The following is an 18,176-nucleotide window of genomic DNA, read 5'->3' as shown; positions in this document are numbered from 1 at the left end:
AGAGCCGCGCCCGCGCTCGGCTCGCGCTGCTCCAGCCGAGCGCAGGCTCGGCTCTGCAACAGCGGATGGTCAACCCGCCGTGGCGGGTGACGGCAGCGGGTCGACGTGGCCGCACGCACCGCAGGTGCGCAGTTCCAGGCTCGCGTGGTAGCGCGCGAACACCTTGGGCAGGTCGGTCTCGATGTTCTGCAGCGGGAAGAATTCCTCGTGCAGCTTGTGGTTGCAGCGCTCGCAATGCCAGATCACGCCATCCTTCTCATGCGGCAGGCGCTTGCGCTCGACCACCAGGCCGATCCCGCCGGGCGGGCGGCGCGGCGAGTGCGGTACCCGCGCCGGCAGCAGGAAGATCTCGCCAGCGCGGATCGGGATATCGCGCACCGCGCCGTCTTCCTGCACCTTCAGCACCATCTCGCCTTCGAGCTGGTAGAACCACTCCGGGCCTTCGTCGTAATGGTAGTCGGTGCGCGAATTCGGTCCGCCGACCACCATCACGATGAAATCGCCGTTGTCGATCATCTTGTTGCCCACCGGCGGTTTCAGCAGGTGGCGGTGTTCTTCGATCCAGGCGTGCAGGTTGATCGGCGAAGCGAGCATGGCGGTCTTCCGTGGGGGATCAGTCGCGCTTGCCCTTGCGCGGGACATAGGACAGGGCCTTCTCGTAGGCCGGCTGCAGCTCTTCCGGCGAACCGACGTCGATGCCCATTTCGCGCACGCGACCGTCCTTCAGGCTGTAGACCCAGCCATGCACCATCAGCTTCTGGCCGCGCGCCCAGGCATCCTGCACGATGGTCGAGCGGCACAGGTTGGCGACCTGCTCGATCACGTTGAGTTCGCACAGGCGGGCATGCTTGAGTTCGTCGGTCTCGATCGCGTCGATGATCGCGGTGTGCTTCTGCATCACGTCGCCGACGTGGCGCAGCCAGTTGTCGGCCAGGCCGACGCGGGTGTTGTGCAGGCAGGCATGCACACCGCCGCAGCCGTAGTGGCCGACGATCAGGATGTGCTTCACCTTCAGCTGGTCCACCGCGTACTGCACCACGCTCAGGCAGTTGAGGTCGGTGTGGGCGACCACGTTGGCGACGTTGCGGTGCACGAACACTTCGCCCGGCGCCATGCCGATGATCTGGTTGGCCGGTACGCGCGAATCGGAGCAGCCGATCCACAGGTATTCCGGGTGCTGCTGCTTGGCCAGCTGGTGGAAGAAGTCGGGGTCTTCCTTCTCGATGCGATCGGCCCAGTCGCGGTTGTTCTGCAGCAGCTTGTGGATGTCTTTCATGTTCGGTCCCTGGCGTCGGGTGGGGGCACACTGCAGCCCTCCGGCTGCGGCGTCGCGGGAATCTCGGGCGTTCAGCCGCTGTGGGCGGCCTGTTCGCGGTGCCAGCGCATCCACTGCGCCAGCTCCTGGGAAGACGGGGTGGCCAATGCGTCCAGCGCAGCGATCACCGCCTGCTGGTTGGCGTCGGGATGGTTCTGACTCAGTTTCAGCTTCAGCTGCACCTGTTCGACCTCGAAGCGGAAGCCGATGATGGCGCGCAGTTCCGGGCCGTGTTCGGCACGGCCGGCATCGAACTGCCAGGCCTGGCCGACGCTGGCCTCGAAGCGGTCGCTGAGCGCGCCGACCAGATCGGCCAGCGCCTCGGCGTCGTCGAAGGTCTGCAGCTGGCCACGCAGCTCGGCAGCGGCGTAGTTCCAGGTCGGAACCCGCGCCGCGGGTTCCTTGTCCGGGTACCAGCTGGCCGAGACATAGCCGTGCGGGCCATCGACCAGCACCTTGGCCAGGCCCCGCTGCCGGGACTGCGGGTTGGCGCGGGCCCAGTGGCCGCGCAGTTCGATCCGCTCGCCGTCACGCCGGTACAGCACCGGCATCCGGGTCAGTTCCGGCAGGCCATCGTCGCCGACGGTGAGCACGCTGACGAACGGATCGCGCGCCAGCAGGCGGTCCAGCCAGAGCAGGTCGGTCTCGGCGAAGGCGCGCGGGGTGAACATGCGCGGGTCAGGCGCGCCCGCCCAACGACTGCACCATGCGGCCACGCAGGCCTTCATCGCTGTCGGCCTGCGGCGGCTGCACTTCATGCAGGCTGAAGCCGCGCACCAGCGCGTCTTCCTCGTCCAGGCCGTCGAATTCGACGAACTCGGCGTCGAACAGCTGTGCGCGGGCGGTGTCCTCGCTGTCGTAGCTGAGGGTGTTGCCATCGCTGTCGAGCACTTCGGCGGTACCGGCCGGGCGCACGCGCAGGCGCGCCCAGATCAGGGTGTTGCCGAGGCTGGCCAGCCACCAGCTGTCGCGCGAGGCGGAACTATCATTCATGCATGTCACCAGAGCGAGGCCAGCCAGAGCAGGGCGGCCATGCCCAGTCCGGCCAGCAGGGTCAGCAGCGATACCCAGGCCGGTGTCGCCAGCCCGGACAGCGAGCGGTCCGGCTGCTGGCGATAGTCGCGGCGCAGCAGCCAGGCGAGGGCATCGGGCTTGAGGAAGGCGCCATTGCCGAAGCGCTCGGCGAGCGCCGGATGGCGGTCGCGCACGTGCACCAGGGTCAGTGGCCAGAAGATCACGAAGGCACTGAACCCGGCCACTGCGACGCCGACGAAACAGAGGGCGAAGAACAGGGTCATGGGGCAGTACCTCCGTGGTCGGGTGGGGTTTAGAAGTCCGCGCTGCCCGGGGCGCGCGGGTAGGGGATCGCATCGCGGATGTTGGACAGGCCGCAGACGTAGACCACCAGGCGTTCGAAACCGAGGCCGAAACCGGCGTGCGGCACCGAACCGTAGCGGCGGAAGTCGCGGTACCAGCTGTAATGCTCGCGATCCAGGCCGAACTGCGCCATGCGCGCATCCAGCACGTCCAGGCGCTCTTCGCGCTGGCTGCCGCCGATGATCTCGCCGATGCCCGGGGCCAGCACGTCCATCGCGGCGACGGTCTTGCCGTCATCGTTCAGGCGCATGTAGAAGGCCTTGATGTGCTCCGGGTAGTTGGTCACCACCACCGGGCGGCCGACGTGTTCCTCGGTCAGCCAGCGCTCGTGCTCGGTCTGCAGGTCCAGGCCCCATTCAACCGGGAAGTCGAACTTCTTGCCGGACTTCTGCAGCAGGCTGACCGCATCGGTGTAGTCGATGCGCTCGAACGGCGCGTTGATGAAGTCTTCCAGCTTGGTGATCGCGTTATTGTCGACGCGCTCGGCGATGAAGGCCAGGTCGTCGCCACGCTCGTTCAGCACTGCGCGGAACAGGTACTTCAGGAACTCTTCGGCCAGGCGCGCATCTTCGGCCAGGTCGGCGAAGGCGATTTCCGGCTCGATCATCCAGAACTCCGCCAGGTGGCGGGTGGTATGGCTGTTTTCCGCACGGAAGGTCGGGCCGAAGGTGTAGACCTTGCTCAGCGCCAGGCAGTAGGCCTCGACGTTCAGCTGGCCAGACACGGTCAGGAAGGTTTCCTTGCCGAAGAAGTCGCGGCTGAAATCGATCGCGCCCTTCTCGTCGCGCGGCAGGTTCACCATGTCCAGGGTGGACACGCGGAACATCTGGCCGGCGCCTTCGGCATCGGAGGTGGTGATGATCGGAGTGCTGATCCAGTTGAACCCGTTCTCGTGGAAGAAGCGGTGCACGGCCTGGGCCAGGCAGTTGCGGATGCGGGTGACCGCGCCGAACAGGTTGGTGCGCGGGCGCAGGTGCGCCACTTCGCGCAGGAACTCCGGCGACATCGGCTTGGGCTGGATCGGATAGGTGAGCGGGTCTTCAACCCAGCCGACCACCTCCAGGCCGCTGGCCTGGATCTCGAACGACTGGCCCTTGCCCTGCGACTTCACCAGGATGCCGGTGGCGATGACCGAGCAGCCGCTGGTCAGGCGCTTGATCTCGTCGAAATTGGCCAGCGTGTCATTGGCCACCACCTGGATCGGCGCGAAGCAGGAGCCGTCGCTCACATTCACGAAAGCCAGATTCGCTGAACCGCGCACCGTGCGCACCCATCCGCGTACCGTGACTTCGCCGCCTTCCGGGATCTTCCCGGCAAGCGCATGTTCAACGCTGACCACCGTCATGTCTTGAATCCTCTGCTGATCGACTCGATCTGTGAACACGGGAGTTTACCGGTTGCAGCGTTCTGCTTGCGAGGCATTTTTCGCGGCAACGGCTCCTTATAATGTCCCTGTACCTCTGGAGTAGCCTCATGGCCGTCAGCCTGACCCCCATTGCCTTTGAGCGCGTACAGCGCTTCGTCGCCCAGACCCCCGGTGCGCTGGGCCTGCGCTTCGGCGTGACCAAGACCGGCTGCTCCGGCTGGGGCCACGTCACCGACCTGGCCCGCGATGAGCGCGAGGGCGACACCGTGTTCGACCAGGACGGCGTGAAGATCTACGTCGATGCCAAGAGCCTGGCGCTGGTGGATGGCACCGTGATCGACTTCGGCAAGCACGGCCTCAGCGAGACCTTCACGTTCAGCAACCCGAACGCCACCGCCGAATGCGGCTGCGGCGAGAGCTTCACCACCGACGCCGACAAGGCCTGAGGTACGGAGCCGGCATCGGCGGGGCCGGTCCTGACATTGGCTACCGGCCTGCCCGGACGGGTGCTGACTCGGTGCTGGAGCATCTGGGCCGGGATGGAATGATGGTCGGCTGCCTGTTCCAGTGCGTGCAGTGCGGACGGCACCGCCTTCACGTCGATCTGGGGTAAGTGCGGGCGGACGCACGGCGCCAGCCGGTTCAGCTTGCCCGCGGCGCGCCGGTTGCCCGGCACCGGCAACTGCGCCATAATGCGCGGCTTCCTGCCTTCCTGGCGGGAATCCTTGCCCCACCGCGGTCTCAACGGCGGGGGGCTGTCCGGCCGCAAGGCCACATCCGAAAGGTAGAAAAAACATGAGTCGTCATTACGAAATCGTGTTCATGGTCCACCCGGACCAGAGCGAGCAGGTCCCGGCCATGATCGAGCGCTACAAGTCGCTGGTCGAGAACGGCAACGGCACCATCCACCGTCTGGAAGACTGGGGCCGCCGCCAGCTGGCGTACCCGATCCAGAACCTGGTGAAGGCCCACTACGTGCTGATGAACATCGAAGCCGACCAGGCCGTTCTGAACGAACTGACCGAAAGCTTCCGCTTCAACGACGCCGTGCTGCGCAACCTGGTCATCAAGCGTGACGAGGCTGACACCGAGCAGTCGCTGATCATGAAGAGCAAGGACGAGAAGGGTGACAAGCCGGAGCGCGGTGAGCGCCGTCGTCGTGACGACGAAGAAGGCGAGTCCACCACCACCGCTGACAACGAAGCCGGCGACGACGCCGCTTCCGCCGCCTAAGGAGCCTTCCCATGTCCAAGTTCTTCCGTCGCCGCAAGTTCTGCAAGTTCACGGCTGAAGGTGTGAAGGAGATCGACTACAAGGATCTCAACACCCTGCGCCAGTACCTGACCGAGAACGGCAAGATCGTGCCGAGCCGCGTCACCGGTACCAAGTCGAAGTACCAGCGCCAGCTGGCGACCGCCGTCAAGCGCGCTCGCTTCCTGGCCCTGATTCCGTACACCGACAACCACGACGTCTGATGCCCGGCGGGGCGGCCCGGTGCCGCCCCCGCTGTGCCAGCTATTCGGACAGCCTTTGTTGCGGGGCACTGCCTCGCTAACGAATAACTCATCTGGAGCAATACCATGCAGCTGATCCTCCTGCAGAAAGTCACCAACCTCGGCAACCTGGGCGACCTGGTCGACGTGAAGCCGGGCTACGGCCGTAACTTCCTCGTGCCGCAGGGCAAGGCCGTTCCGGCCACCGAGAGCAACAAGGCCGAGTTCGAAGCCAAGCGCGCCGAATACGAAGCCAAGGCCCAGGCCATCCACGCCGATGCTGACGCCCGCAAGGCCAAGCTGGAAGGCGCGAGCGTGACCATCCCGGCCAACGCTTCGACCGAAGGCAAGCTGTACGGCTCGGTCGGCGCCCGCGAAATCGCCGATGCCTTCACCGCTGCCGGCCTGCCGGTCAGCAAGAGCGAAGTCATCCTGGGCGAAGGCGCCTTCCGCAACATCGGCGAATACGACGTGCTGGTCCACCTGCACGCCGACGTCGAGACCACCGTCAAGGTCGTCGTCGTCGCCGAAGCCTGATCCCACGCTGCAAAGCCTGGAATCACCGCAGAACGGGCGCCCGCAAGGGTGCCCGTTTTGTTTTTGGGGGCCTGGCCGGCAGCGTCGAGGCGGGCCCGGCCGTCAGCCCCGGCCCGACAATGTTCCACGCCCATTCGTAGAACACGGCCACATCGGTATACTCAGGGCGTCACACCCGTTCCACGGCCATCGATCCCAGCAGGATCAATGACTTGGAGGGTAAACGCAGGCCGCTTGCCGGCCCCAGTCCGGAACCCCTATGCGTCTTTCCACGATCAAGCTGTCCGGCTTCAAGTCGTTCGTCGATCCGACCACCCTGCACCTGCCGACCAACATGACCGGCGTGGTGGGCCCCAATGGCTGCGGAAAGTCGAACATCATCGACGCCGTGCGCTGGGTCATGGGTGAGAGTTCGGCCAGCCGCCTGCGCGGCGACTCGCTGACCGACGTGATCTTCTCCGGCTCCAACGCCCGCAAGCCGGTCTCGCAGGCCACCGTCGAGCTGATCTTCGACAACTCCGACCATACGATTTCGGGCGAGTACGCCTCGTTCAACGAAATCTCGGTCAAGCGCACGGTCAGCCGCGACGGCACCAGCAACTACTACCTCAACGGCACCAAGTGCCGTCGCCGCGACATCACCGACCTGTTCCTCGGCACCGGCCTCGGCCCGCGCAGCTACTCGATCATCGAGCAGGGCATGATCAGCCAGATCATCGAGGCGCGCCCGGAAGACCTGCGCGTGTACCTGGAAGAGGCGGCCGGCATCTCCAAGTACAAGGAGCGGCGCAAGGAAACCGAGACCCGCATCCGCCATACCCGCGAGAACCTGGACCGGCTGGGCGATCTGCGCGACGAGATCAGCAAGCAGCTCGAACACCTCAAGCGCCAGGCCAGGCAGGCCGAGCAGTACCAGGCCCTGCAGGAAGAGCGCCGGGTCAAGGATGCGGAGTGGAAAGCGCTGGAGTTCCGCGGGCTGGACGGCCGCCTGTCGAAGCTGCGCGAAGGGCTGTCGCAGGAAGAGACGAAGCTGCAGCAGCTGATCGCCGATCAGCGTGATGCCGAGGCCCGCATCGAGACCTCGCGCGTGCGCCGCGAAGAGGCCGCCGATGCCCTCAATACCGCGCAGGCCGCGGTCTACCAGGTTGGCAGCACGCTGGCCCGCCTGGAGCAGCAGATCCAGCACCAGCGCGAGCTGTCGCAGCGTCTGCACAAGGCGCGCGACGAGACCCGCCAGGCGCTGGCCGAACTGGGCCAGCACATCAGCGGCGACGAAGCCAAGCTGATGGTGCTGCGCGAGGCGGTGGAGGCTGCCACCCCGCAGCTGGAGGAGCTGCAGGAAGAGAACGAGATCAAGCAGGAAAGCCTGCGTGAGGCCGAAGACCGGCTGGCCAGCTGGCAGCAGCGCTGGGAACAGCACACTTCGCAGAGTTCGGAGGCCTCGCGCGCCGGCGACGTCGAGCGTACGCGCGTGGACTATCTGGACAAGCAGATCCTCGACGCCGACCGTCGCCGTGAAGCGCTGGCGGCCGAGCGCGCCGGACTGGACGTGGACGCGCTGGAAGAAGCCTTCGAGCAGCTGCACCTGCAGCACGACACGCAGAAGACCGCGCTGGATGAATTGAGCGAAGACGTCGAGCTGCGCAAGCAGGGCGTGGCGGCGGTGCAGGAGCAGCAGCGCAATGGGCAGAACGAACTGGCCGAACTGCGCAAGCAGGCCAATGGCCTGCGGGGTCGCCTGGCCTCGCTGGAAACCCTGCAGCAGGCCGCGCTCGGCCAGGAGCAGGGTGCGGCGGTGGCGTGGCTGAAGGCGCATGGGCTGGATTCGTCGGCGCGCGTGGGCGAGCGCCTGGACGTCGACGCTGGCTGGGAGAACGCGGTGGAAAGCGCGCTCGGCCAGCTGATCGAAGGCGTGCTGGTCGATGATCCGGCGCGTCTGGTCGATGCACTCGGCGAACTCGGCGAGGGCCATATCGCGCTGGTTGCCGACGAGACGGCGCAACTGAAGGTCGCACCGACCTCGCTGGCGGCGCGTGTGCGCGGGCCGGCCGCGATCCGTCGCCTGCTGGCGCACCTGCACGGCGCCAAGGACCTGGCGGAGGCGAAGGCGCTGCAGGCCGGCCTGCCCGAGGGTGATTCGATCATCACCCAGGGCGGCGAACGCCTGGGCCAGGGCTGGCTGCGCGTGTCGCGTTCCGGTGCCGCCCAGCAGGGAGCGCTGCTGCGCGAGCGTGAGATCAATGAACTGCGCGAGCAGATCGAGCAGCTGCAGGACCGCGAAGCCGAGCTGGAAGAGCAGCTTTCCGGCTTCCGCGAGCAGCTGCTGGCGGCTGAGCAGCAGCGCGAAGATGCACAGCGCACGCTGTACCAGGCGCATCGTGCGGTCTCCGAGCTGGCGGGCCAGCTGCAGGGCCAGCAGGGCAAGGTGGAGGCCGCGCGCACCCGCATCGACCGTATAGAAGGCGAGCTCAAGCAGCTGCAGGAAACGCTGGAGGCCAACAACGAGCAGGCCCGCGAAGCGCGCTCGCGGCTGGAAAACGCGGTCAGCAGCATGGGCGACCTGGAATCGACCCGGCAGCGCCTGGAAGGTGAACGCCGCCAGCTGACCGAAGCCCGGGACCTGGCCCGCGACGCCGCACGCGCGGTACGCGAGCGTTCGCATTCGCTGGCCCTGACCCTGGAATCGCAACGTGCGCAGCTGGCTTCGCTGAGCCAGGCGCTGGAGCGCATGGGAACCCAGCGCGGGCAGCTGGATTCGCGCCTGGGCGAACTGCATTCGCAGCTGGATGAGGGCGACTCGCCGGTCGAATCGCTGCAGGCCGAGCACCAGAATGCGCTGGAAGAGCGCGTGCGCGCCGACCGGGTGCTGACCGAGGCGCGTACCTTGCTGGATGGCATCGACGCCGAGCTGCGCAACTACGAACAGACCCGCCACCAGCGCGACGAACAGGCCCTGGCCCAGCGAGAGCGCATTTCGCAGCGCAAGCTGGACCAGCAGGCCCTGGTGCTCAGTGCCGACACCCTGCAGGGCGCGGTGGAAAAGGCCGGTTTCGTGCTGCAGGACGTGCTCAACGCACTGCCCGAAGATGCCCGCCTGGGTGACTGGGAGCAGGCCGTGCACCAGATTGACGGCCGCATGCGCCGCCTGGAGCCGGTCAACCTGGCCGCCATCCACGAGTACGGCGAAGCCTCACAGCGGTCGGACTACCTCGACGCGCAGCATGTGGACCTGACCACGGCGCTGGAGACCCTGGAAGACGCCATCCGCAAGATCGATCGCGAGACCCGTGGTCGCTTCAAGGACACCTTCGACCGCGTCAACGCCGGTGTGCAGGCGCTGTATCCGCGCCTGTTCGGCGGCGGCCATGCCTACCTGGAGCTGACCGGTGAAGACCTGCTCGATACCGGCGTGACGATCATGGCGCGCCCGCCGGGCAAGCGCGTGTCCAGCATTTCGCTGCTGTCCGGTGGCGAGAAGGCGATGACCGCGGTGGCGCTGGTGTTCGCCATCTTCCAGCTGAACCCCGCACCGTTCTGCCTGCTGGACGAGGTGGACGCGCCGCTGGACGAAGCCAACGTCGGCCGCCTGGCCAACATGGTCAAGGAAATGAGCGAGAAGGTGCAGTTCCTGTTCGTCAGCCACAACAAGGCGACGATGGAGGCCGCGCACCAGCTGTCGGGCGTAACCATGCGCGAGCCGGGGGTCAGCCGCCTGGTGAGCGTGGACCTGGAAGAGGCCGCGCGATTGGCGGGCGCGGCCTGACGTGCCATCCTAGTTACCTGAATGAACTAGCCGGAGAACCTATCGAATGTCCGACACGGCACTGTTGCGCATCGGCATCCTGGCCGCCGGCCTGCTGTTGATCGCCGCGATCTTCCTGTTTGGCCGTCCGAAGAAGAAGCCCCAGGGGCGCCGCGTGGACAGCGCGGAACCGGGCAGCGGCGAGCGTCGCGAGCCGGTGCTGGGCGAAGACGGCGTGGCCGTGGCCGATGGCCGCGTCGAACCGGGCATGGGCACGGAGGGCGAGCAGGCCGAACTGGGCCTGGCTGACGCCGACCCCGGTGCGGCCAGCGACCTCGGCAAGCGCGCCACCCAGGACTTCGACAAGATCGTCTCGTTGTTCGTGGCCGCCCGTGCCGGCGAGCAGCTGCGGGGTGAGGACATCGTGGTGGCCGCGGAGAAGACCGGCCTGGTGTTCGGCCACATGAACGTGTTCCACCGCCTGGTGGAGGGCCACCCGGAGCGTGGTCCGATCTTCTCGATGGCCAGCATCATGAAGCCGGGCAGCTTCGACATGGCCAACATCCGTGCCATGGAGACCCCGGCCATCGCGTTCTTCCTGACCCTGCCGGCGCCGCTGACCGCGCTGGATGCATGGGAGAAGATGCTGCCGACCGTGCAGCGCATGGCCGAGCTGCTCGACGGCGTGGTGCTGGATGACAGCCGCAACGCCCTTGGGCGGCAGCGCATCGCGCACATCCGCGATGAGCTGCGTGCCTATGACCGCCAGCACCAGGCGCCGCCGCTGACCAAGACCCCGCGCTGGTAAGTACGGCGGGTCATGATGTGCCGACCCACGGTCGGCACCCACCTGGTGGATCAGCATACCCACCCGATGGATCAACACCCCCCAGTAGATCCACGCCATGCGTGGATGGGGGTCAGGCAGGGACGCCGGCGACCTTGGCGAACGCGCGGCGGAACGCTTCCATCTCTTCCTCGGTACCGACGGTAACGCGCACGCGCTGCGGCCAGATCGGCCAGCTGCGCCCGATCAGGACGCCGTTGTCGGCCATCGCCTTGGCAAATGCGCTGCCGTCGCGCTGGACGTCGACCATGAAGCAGTTCGCCTCTGACGGCACGCAGCTGAAACCGCGCTTGCCCAGCCAGGCGATGGTGGCCTGGCGCGTCCTCGCGTTCTGCAGTTGCCGCTGCGCCACCAGCTGCGGATCGTGAAGGCTGGCCAGCGCCGCTGCCAGAGCGGGTACCGGCAGCGGGTTGTCGCCGAGGCTGGCCAGCTCGTGCAGGCGGTCGGGATGCGCTGCGGCTACACCCAGGCGCAGGCCGGCCATGCCGTACAGCTTGGAAAACGTGCGCAGCACGATCAGGTCGTCGCGCTGTGCCACCTGCGTGATCAGGCTCGGCTGCCCGCTGTACTGCAGATAGGCTTCGTCGACCAGCACACGGGTACTGGCAGGCTTGTGCTCCAGCAGCCAGGCCAGCTCGTCCGGCGGGCTGATCGAGCCGGTCGGATTGTTTGGATTGCACACGTACAGCAGGCCGGTCGGGTACGCGTGTGCGGCAGCGGCCATCGCGCGCAGGTCATGCGCGCCATCGCCACGCAACGGCACCTTCTGTACCCGTGCGCCGCGCGCGGCAGCCACTTCGCCCAGCGTCTCGAAGGTCGGGTCGGCCACCACCAGGCCGGCCTGCGGGCCGGTCCAGACGATGGCAGCGCGGCTCAGCGGTTCGCTGGAGCCGGGGTAGAGGCGCATGTGGTCGGCCGGAATGCGCACCTGCTCAAGGAAGGCGTCGCGCACCTGGCCAGCCAGTTCGAAGCGGTAACGGCCGCTGCCGGCGATGCTGTCACGCGCTGCCTGCTGGGCAGCGGGCGAGGGGCCGTACGGGCATTCGTTGTAGTTCAGCCGCACCGCGCCTTCGGCAGGCGCGGGCGCTGCGGCCGCAGCAGGCTGGGCGTGGGCCGGACGCGGCAGGCCGCTGCCGGCGAGGGCGAGGCCGGCACCGGCCAGTTGCAGGAAGCGTCGACGCGAGGCGGGCAGGGGCACGGGCGGGATTCCGGGAGTGAGCCGTCGCACGCTAGCGCCGGTGGCGGCAGGCGGCAAGCCCGCCTTCTGCAGAGGTGCCTGCGACACAGGGCCTGACGTCCCGGCGCGGTAGAATCCCTGGCCATCCCAGAACCACCGGATCCCGATGAGCCCCAGCCCCGCCGAACGCGCCGAAGACCTCCGCCGGCAGATCGCCCAGGCCAACCGCGCCTACCACGAGCTGGACGCGCCGGAGATCCCCGACGTCGACTACGACCGGATGGTGCGCGAACTGGAAGCGCTGGAGCGCGAGCATCCGGAACTGGCCCGTGCCGACAGCCCGACCCAGCAGGTCGGCGCGCGTCCGTCCGGCCGTTTCGCCGAGGTGCGCCATGCGGTGCCGATGCTGTCGCTGTCCAATGCGTTCAGCGATGAGGAAGTGGCCGATTTCGTGCGCCGCATCGATGAGCGACTCGGGCGTCGCAGCCTGCGATTCTCGGCCGAACCGAAGATGGATGGCCTGGCGATCAGTCTGCGCTACGAAGACGGGCATTTCGTGTTGGGGGCGACCCGCGGCGATGGCAGCACTGGCGAGGATGTGACCGCCAACCTGCGTGAGATCGGCGACATTCCCAAGCGCCTGCACGGCAAGGATTGGCCGGACGTGCTGGAAGTGCGCGGAGAGGTCTACATGGCCCGCGCCGACTTCGAGGCCTACAACGAACGTGCGCGCCAGCAGGGCGGCAAGGTGCTGGCCAACCCGCGCAACGCTGCGGCCGGTTCGCTGCGCCAGCTTGATCCGAAGATCAGTGCGCAGCGCAGGCTGAGCTTCTTCGCCTATGGCACCGGCGAAGTGCAGGGCGGTGAACTGCCCGACACCCATTCGGGCACGCTGGCGCAGCTGGGCGCCTGGGGCTTTCCGGTCAGCGAGCTGTGCCGGGTGGTGGAAGGCACCGACGGCCTGCTCGGCTACTACCGTGATATCGGCGAGCGCCGCGACGGCCTGCCGTTCGACATCGATGGCGTGGTCTACAAGCTGGATGATCGTACCGCCCAGCAGGCGATGGGTTTCGTCTCGCGCGCGCCGCGCTGGGCCATCGCACACAAGTTCCCGGCGCAGGAACAGAGCACCACGGTGGAAGCGATCGAGATCCAGATCGGCCGCACCGGTGCCGCCACGCCGGTGGCGCGACTGGCGCCGGTCGCCGTGGCCGGCGTGATCGTCTCCAATGCCACCCTGCACAATGCCGACCAGATCGCGCGCCTCGATGTGCGCGTCGGCGACAGCGTGATCGTGCGCCGTGCCGGTGACGTGATTCCGGAAGTGGTCAGCGTCATCCTCGACCGCCGCCCGCAGGGCACCACGCCCTGGCAGATGCCGACGCGCTGCCCGGTGTGCGGTTCGGAGATCGTGCGCGAGGAAGGCGCCGCGGCGTGGCGCTGTTCCGGCGAACTGTCCTGCCCGGCACAACGCAAGGAGGCCATTGCCCACTTCGCGTCGCGCCGCGCGATGGACATCGACGGCCTGGGCGACAAGTACATCGAGACCCTGGTCGATGCCGGCATCGTCAGGAGCGTGGCCGACCTGTACCGGCTCAGCCGTGACCAGCTGCTGCACCTGAAGCTGGTGCTGGATGCCGAGGATCCTTCGGCGCTGGCTGCCGCGCTGAAGCTGCACCTGCCTGCCGAAGGCAGTGGCGCGGTGCTCAATGCGGTGCTCCGGCTGGATGGCAACGATCCGGGCTGGCGCGCGCAGGCGCTGGTGCAGCCGGCCAGCTTCGAGTGGAACACGCGGAAGATCGCCACCAAGTGGGCGGACAACCTGATCGCGGCGATCGACGCCAGTCGTGCCGCCTCGCTGGAGCGCCTGCTGTTCGCGCTCGGCATCGAGCATGTCGGTGAAAGTACGGCCAAGGCGCTGGCGCAATGGTTCGGAGACCTGGAGCTGATCCGTCACCTGCCGTGGCCCTTGTTCAAGCGCGTGCCGGACATCGGCGGCGAAGTGGCGCGCTCGCTCGGCCATTTCTTCGAGCAGCAGGGCAACCAGCAGGCCATCGACGACCTGCTGCAGGTCGGCCAGGTGCGCATCAGCGATGTACATGCACCCAGTGCCAAGCTGCGCGAGGGCCTGGACCTGGCGCAGCTGCTGGTCGAATCGGAGATTCCCGGCATCACCCGCCTGCGTGCCGAAAAACTGGTGGCGGCGCTGCCGGGGGCGCAGGCGGTGCTCGATGCCGAGCATGGCCAGTTCGTCAATGCCGGCCTGCCCGACGACACGGCGAGGGGGCTCGCCGCATGGCTGGAGGCCGAAGGCCATGGCGCGATGCTGCTGGCTGCGGAGAAGGCGATGCAGCAGATCCTGGCCCGCGCGCCGGCGTTGGCCGAGATTGTGGCCGGCCCGTTGGACGGGCAGACCGTGGTGCTGACCGGTACCCTGGGCCAGCTCACCCGCGATGCCGCCAAGGAGCGCCTGGAAGCCCTCGGTGCCAAGGTCTCCGGCAGCGTTTCGAAGAAGACCAGTTTCGTGGTGGCCGGTACCGAAGCAGGCTCCAAGCTGGACAAGGCGCAGTCGCTGGGCGTGCCGGTCTGGGACGAAGACCGCCTGCTGGCCTATCTTGCCGAACACGAATGAACACCCCGCCGGGCGCGTTGCGCCCGGCATGAAGCACAAAGGAACACCGATGCAGACCGCCCCGCTGGATTTCCGCCTGGCCACCCGCGCCGACGAGGACGTGTTGATCGCGTTGATGCGCGAGTTCTACGCCGAAGACAGGATCGACTTCGACGACGCACGCGTGCGTCGAGGCGTTGATGCGCTGCTGGCCGATCCACGCAATGGCGAAGTGCTGTTGTGGCTGGACGAGGCAGGCGAGGTGGCCGGCTATGCGGTGATCGCGATGGGCTTCAGCCTGGAGCAGGGCGGCCACTTCGTGCTGCTGGACGAGCTGTACCTGAGCCACCGTGCGCGTGGCCGCGGCCGCGGCAAGCAGGCACTGGCCATCTGCGAACAGCGCGCCCGTGGCCGAGGTGTCAGTCGCCTGCGGCTGGAAGTGAATCATCACAACGAACTGGCCCGGCGCCTGTACCTGGCCAGCGGTTACATCGATGACACCCGTGACCTGTTGACCCTGCCGCTGGATCATCCGCGTCCGGAAGGCATCCTGTGACCGCGCTTCTGCTGCGCACGCTGCAGCAGCGTGCCGCGCTCAATGCGCTGCTGCGCCGCTTCTTCGCCGAGCGTGACGTGCTGGAAGTGGAAACGCCGATCCTGTCGGTGGCCGGCAATACCGAACCGAACATCGACAGTTTCCATACCGATTTCACCGGCCATGTCGATGCGGGCGGCCGTCGCCGCTGGCTGCGCACGTCGCCGGAGTATCCGCTCAAGCGCCTGCTGGCGGCGGGCGTGGGGGACTGCTACGAACTCGGGCGGGTGTTCCGCAACGGCGAAGCGGGCGGCCGCCACAACCCGGAATTCACCATGCTGGAGTGGTACCGGGTCGGCTGGGACCACCACCAGCTGGTGCAGGAAACCGCTGAGCTGGTCGGCCAGGCGCTGGCGCTGGTCGGGCGCAGCGCGACCCTGCGCGTGCTCAGCTACCGGGAGCTGTTCCAGCAGCATGCCGGCGTGGATCCCTTCGATGCCGACGAGGCCGCACTGCGTGACGCGCTGGGCGATGTCCACATCGATCCGGTCGGGCTGACCCGCGACGACTGGCTGGACCTGCTGATGACCCATCGCATCCAGCCGCACTTCGATGACGCGGTGATGACGGTGGTCCACGACTGGCCGGCAAGCCAGGCGGCGCTGGCCCGCATCCGTCCCGGCACGCCGCCGTTGGCCGAGCGCTTCGAGCTGTACCTCGGTCCGGTGGAACTGGCCAATGGCTATCACGAACTGAACGATGCGCAGGAACAGCGCGCACGCTTCCAGCGCGACCTGCAGCGCCGGCATGAGCGCGGCCAGGTACAGCCGGCGCTGGACGAAGCGTTGCTGTCGGCATTGCCATCGCTGCCGGCCTGCGCCGGCGTGGCGGTGGGCGTCGACCGCCTGCTGATGGCGATGAACCGCACGCCGCGCATTGCCGATGTGCTCGCCTATGACTTTGCCCGGGCCTGATTTCCGTGCGTTCCTGAACATCGAAGACTGAACGGATTGCCGTGTTTCCGCGCTTGCTTCGGTAAGCAGGATGATGCTCTTATCACGGCAGATGCCAGACACTGGCATGCAGTTCATTCATTCCTGTCGGGGAAGGCTTTGGTCAAGTGGTTTGCGGTCGTCGCGGCACCGGTCTACTCCATCGCGTTGTGGGGGGCGTGGCTGCCGTCGTCGGCGTCTGCCCAGCAGGTGGGCTATGACGGCGAAGTGGTGACCTGCGAATCGCGCGACATGGGCTGGGTGCACTGCGACATCGACACCAGCAACGGCATCGACCTGGTCCGCCAGCTGTCCAACAGCAGCTGCATCCGCGGCAGCGAATGGGGCACCGACCGCAGCGGCGTGTGGGTCACCCTGGGCTGCCGCGCCGAATTCCGTGCACGCCGTGCTGCGGGCGCCGCCCCGGTCGCCGCAGAGGGCAAGCGCCTGGTCCGCCGCGTGGTGCGCTGCGAATCCAATGGACGCCCGCAGAGCTGCCCGGTGCGCCTGGATGGTGCGCCGGTACGCCTGCTGCGGCAGCTGTCCGCGCTGCCCTGCCGGGAAGGGCAGGGCTGGGGCTACAAGCGCAATGAAGTCTGGACCAGCCGCGGTTGCCAGGGAGATTTCGAGGTGGCCGACGATGATGGCCGTTTCGTCGATGTGCCGCGCCGCCTGACCTGCGAATCGAAGTCGAAGAAGCGTCGTTTCTGCGGGGCCAGCATTTCGGTCGGTGCAGTCGTCTCCGAGCAGCTGTCCAGCACGCCGTGCGAGGAAGGCAGCACCTGGGGCTGGAGCCGAAACGGAATCTGGGTGGACGGTGGTTGCCGCGCCGAATTCACCGTGAATTGAGCCCGGGCAGGCCCCAACCACGCAGGGCCTGGCCCTACAATGGGCCCATGAACACTGCCTCCGACATCGATTACGCCCGTTACGACCACATCCGCCCGATCCTGTGGACCGGCGATGCCCTGCAATTGCTGGACCAGCGCAAGCTGCCGTTCGTGGTCGAGCATGTGGTCTGCCATGACAGTGATGAAGTGGCCGCGGCCATCCACGCGCTGACCGTGCGCGGCGCACCGGCAATCGGCATTGCCGCGGCCTGGGGCGTGGTGCTGGCCGCGCGGGACGTGCAGGCGGCAGATGGCGCGCACGCGCTGCAGCAGCTGGAACCGGCGTTGCAGCGCCTGAACGCATCGCGTCCGACCGCGGTCAATCTGGCCTGGGCACTGGCGCGCATGCGCCGCTGCCTCAATGCGGCCGGTGCCGACTGGAAGACGTTGCTGGCGGCCGAGGCGCAGGCCATCGCCGAGGAAGACCTGGCCGCCAACCGCCACATGGGCGCGCTGGGCGCCGGCCTGATCGACACCGGCAGTGGCGTGCTGACCCACTGCAACACCGGCTCGCTGGCCACCGCCGGCTTCGGTACCGCACTGGGCGTGATCCGTGCCGGCATGGCCCAGCATCGCATCGCCCGCGTGTTCGCCGGCGAGACCCGGCCGTGGCTGCAGGGCGCACGCCTGACCGTGTGGGAGTTGCAGCAGGATGGCATCGACGCGACCCTGATCGCCGATTCGGCCGCTTCGCACCTGATGAAGACCGGGGCCGTGCAGTGGGTGATCGTCGGTGCCGACCGCATCTGCGCCAACGGCGATACCGCCAACAAGATCGGCACCTACCAGTTGGCCATCGCTGCCCGCCACCACGGTGTCAGGTTCATGGTGGTGGCACCGTCCTCGACCGTGGACTTGGAGACCGTGGACGGCAGCCAGATCGAGATCGAGCAGCGCGACCCGGGCGAGCTGTACGGCGTGGGCGGCACCCGCACCGTGGCCGAAGGCATTGCCGCCTGGAACCCGGTGTTCGACGTGACCCCGGGCGAACTGATCGACGCCATCGTGACCGAGCGCGGAGTGATCCTGAATCCGACCGTCGAGAGCATGCGCGCCGCCTTCGGCGGTTGAGGCCGGCAGTTCCTGCCGGGGTCGGATCCCTTTCCGCAGGAAAGGGCCCTGACCCCTTGTGCGGCCTATCCACGCATGGCGTGGATCTACGGGTTTGGCGCAGCCGAGCGCAGGCTCGGCTCCACAGGGGCCGCTGTACCCCCTAAGTTCCTGATTTGTGCCGGTAAAATCCCCGTAAAGGGCGGCGGAGAACGGCCCGTTGTGGTAGTATCCACAGGTTGAA

The 18,176-nt window shown here is 67.4% G+C and carries 18 protein-coding genes; 11 read left to right on the top strand and 7 right to left on the bottom strand.

Going from position 1 to position 18,176, the window contains the following annotated elements; all coding sequences use genetic code 11:
* Positions 1-69: 69 nt before the first annotated feature.
* The 6 genes from Q0P60_RS02975 to asnS all read right to left on the bottom strand — a co-directional run bounded on the left by Q0P60_RS02975 (position 70) and on the right by asnS (position 4,037).
* Positions 70-594 (bottom strand): 3-hydroxyanthranilate 3,4-dioxygenase, encoded by a 525-nt coding sequence (locus tag Q0P60_RS02975; protein WP_294988074.1) that lies wholly within the window; start codon positions 592-594, stop codon positions 70-72.
* Between the two features lie 19 nt (positions 595-613).
* Positions 614-1,276: a carbonate dehydratase gene (can, locus tag Q0P60_RS02970; protein ID WP_294988072.1), complete on the bottom strand. Its 663-nt coding sequence runs from the start codon at positions 1,274-1,276 to the stop codon at positions 614-616.
* 71 nt (positions 1,277-1,347) lie between these two features.
* Positions 1,348-1,986 carry an FMN-binding negative transcriptional regulator gene (locus Q0P60_RS02965; protein ID WP_294988070.1) on the bottom strand — a complete coding sequence of 213 codons (639 nt, stop codon included), beginning with the start codon at positions 1,984-1,986 and terminating at the stop codon, positions 1,348-1,350.
* A 7-nt stretch (positions 1,987-1,993) separates the two neighbouring features.
* Positions 1,994-2,308, bottom strand: a complete 315-nt coding sequence (locus Q0P60_RS02960) for a hypothetical protein (RefSeq protein WP_294988069.1) — start codon at positions 2,306-2,308, stop codon at positions 1,994-1,996.
* Between the two features lie 5 nt (positions 2,309-2,313).
* Positions 2,314-2,613, bottom strand: a complete 300-nt coding sequence (locus Q0P60_RS02955; protein WP_053460811.1) for a hypothetical protein — start codon at positions 2,611-2,613, stop codon at positions 2,314-2,316.
* 29 nt (positions 2,614-2,642) lie between these two features.
* Positions 2,643-4,037 (bottom strand): asparagine--tRNA ligase, encoded by a 1,395-nt coding sequence (gene asnS / locus Q0P60_RS02950; RefSeq protein WP_294988066.1) that lies wholly within the window; start codon positions 4,035-4,037, stop codon positions 2,643-2,645.
* A 128-nt stretch (positions 4,038-4,165) separates the two neighbouring features.
* Between asnS and Q0P60_RS02945 the strand changes: the two genes are divergently transcribed.
* The 6 genes from Q0P60_RS02945 (at position 4,166) to zipA (ending at position 10,638) form a co-directional block, all read left to right on the top strand.
* Positions 4,166-4,504: an iron-sulfur cluster assembly accessory protein gene (locus Q0P60_RS02945; RefSeq protein ID WP_006452998.1), complete on the top strand. Its 339-nt coding sequence runs from the start codon at positions 4,166-4,168 to the stop codon at positions 4,502-4,504.
* 349 nt (positions 4,505-4,853) lie between these two features.
* Positions 4,854-5,291, top strand: coding sequence for a 30S ribosomal protein S6 (gene rpsF / locus Q0P60_RS02940; protein ID WP_006452997.1), 438 nt, complete (start codon positions 4,854-4,856; stop codon positions 5,289-5,291).
* 11 nt (positions 5,292-5,302) lie between these two features.
* Positions 5,303-5,533, top strand: a complete 231-nt coding sequence (gene rpsR / locus Q0P60_RS02935) for a 30S ribosomal protein S18 (RefSeq protein ID WP_002804494.1) — start codon at positions 5,303-5,305, stop codon at positions 5,531-5,533.
* Positions 5,534-5,638: 105 nt separating this feature from the next.
* The gene (gene rplI, locus Q0P60_RS02930) at positions 5,639-6,088 is read left to right on the top strand and encodes a 50S ribosomal protein L9 (RefSeq protein ID WP_014037734.1); all 450 of its coding nucleotides are present in this window, start codon (positions 5,639-5,641) and stop codon (positions 6,086-6,088) included.
* A 259-nt stretch (positions 6,089-6,347) separates the two neighbouring features.
* Positions 6,348-9,851: a chromosome segregation protein SMC gene (gene smc, locus Q0P60_RS02925; RefSeq protein WP_294988060.1), complete on the top strand. Its 3,504-nt coding sequence runs from the start codon at positions 6,348-6,350 to the stop codon at positions 9,849-9,851.
* A 46-nt stretch (positions 9,852-9,897) separates the two neighbouring features.
* Entirely contained in the window at positions 9,898-10,638 is a 741-nt protein-coding gene (zipA, locus tag Q0P60_RS02920; RefSeq protein ID WP_294988058.1) for a cell division protein ZipA, read from the top strand.
* A gap of 112 nt (positions 10,639-10,750) precedes the next feature.
* Here the strand turns inward: zipA and Q0P60_RS02915 are convergent, their stop codons facing one another.
* Positions 10,751-11,875 (bottom strand): pyridoxal phosphate-dependent aminotransferase, encoded by a 1,125-nt coding sequence (locus Q0P60_RS02915; RefSeq protein WP_294988056.1) that lies wholly within the window; start codon positions 11,873-11,875, stop codon positions 10,751-10,753.
* 139 nt (positions 11,876-12,014) lie between these two features.
* Between Q0P60_RS02915 and ligA the strand changes: the two genes are divergently transcribed.
* The 5 genes from ligA (at position 12,015) to mtnA (ending at position 17,953) form a co-directional block, all read left to right on the top strand.
* Positions 12,015-14,486: an NAD-dependent DNA ligase LigA gene (ligA, locus tag Q0P60_RS02910; RefSeq protein WP_294988489.1), complete on the top strand. Its 2,472-nt coding sequence runs from the start codon at positions 12,015-12,017 to the stop codon at positions 14,484-14,486.
* A gap of 49 nt (positions 14,487-14,535) precedes the next feature.
* Positions 14,536-15,021, top strand: a complete 486-nt coding sequence (locus Q0P60_RS02905) for a GNAT family N-acetyltransferase (RefSeq protein ID WP_294988054.1) — start codon at positions 14,536-14,538, stop codon at positions 15,019-15,021.
* Positions 15,018-15,974, top strand: a complete 957-nt coding sequence (epmA, locus tag Q0P60_RS02900) for an EF-P lysine aminoacylase EpmA (protein ID WP_294988052.1) — start codon at positions 15,018-15,020, stop codon at positions 15,972-15,974. Before Q0P60_RS02905 ends, epmA begins: the two co-directional genes overlap by 4 nt.
* Before the next feature lie 138 nt (positions 15,975-16,112).
* Positions 16,113-16,841 (top strand): DUF3011 domain-containing protein, encoded by a 729-nt coding sequence (locus Q0P60_RS02895; RefSeq protein ID WP_294988050.1) that lies wholly within the window; start codon positions 16,113-16,115, stop codon positions 16,839-16,841.
* 47 nt (positions 16,842-16,888) lie between these two features.
* Entirely contained in the window at positions 16,889-17,953 is a 1,065-nt protein-coding gene (gene mtnA, locus Q0P60_RS02890) for an S-methyl-5-thioribose-1-phosphate isomerase (RefSeq protein WP_294988049.1), read from the top strand.
* Positions 17,954-18,176 lie beyond the last annotated feature (223 nt).

It is taken from the genome of uncultured Stenotrophomonas sp. (assembly GCF_945952405.1).
Classification (GTDB): Bacteria; Pseudomonadota; Gammaproteobacteria; order Xanthomonadales; family Xanthomonadaceae; genus Stenotrophomonas.
Note: the sequence above shows the minus strand (reverse complement) of the source record. Positions and strands in the feature narration are given on the sequence as shown.